The sequence below is a fragment of the Paraburkholderia sp. Ac-20347 genome (assembly GCF_017104805.1).
GTDB lineage: Bacteria > Pseudomonadota > Gammaproteobacteria > Burkholderiales > Burkholderiaceae > Paraburkholderia > Paraburkholderia tropica.
In genome coordinates this window covers 1-237 of the sequence record NZ_JAAGPN010000103.1, presented here as the reverse complement: position 1 = coordinate 237, position 237 = coordinate 1, and the positions used below count along the sequence as shown (strand labels likewise).

The window sequence follows — 237 nt, the reverse complement described above, 5'->3', positions numbered from 1 at the left end:
AAAAAAAAAAAAAAAAGACAGGAGGAGAAATACGATGAGCGACGTTGAAAAAGAAGAAGAAGACGTTGTCAAACAGGGCAATGATACGATGAAGCTTGCTAGATATGTGCTGATCTCTCAGCAAACTAACATAGTACATCACACGAGTGAGTACCAGTACAAGCAGTTAGTCATGTGTCAGGATGTTGTGTCGGTGTTCGTCAGCATGTTATAAGATGTTGAGTACGATGACAGAAA

At 39.7% G+C, this 237-nt stretch carries 1 protein-coding gene; it reads left to right on the top strand.

Annotated features, from left to right (window positions below):
- Positions 1 to 214, top strand: a 214-nt coding sequence (locus G3N97_RS20040; RefSeq protein ID WP_205994773.1) for a hypothetical protein, incomplete at its 5' end; no start/stop codon positions are given.
- Positions 215 to 237 lie beyond the last annotated feature (23 nt).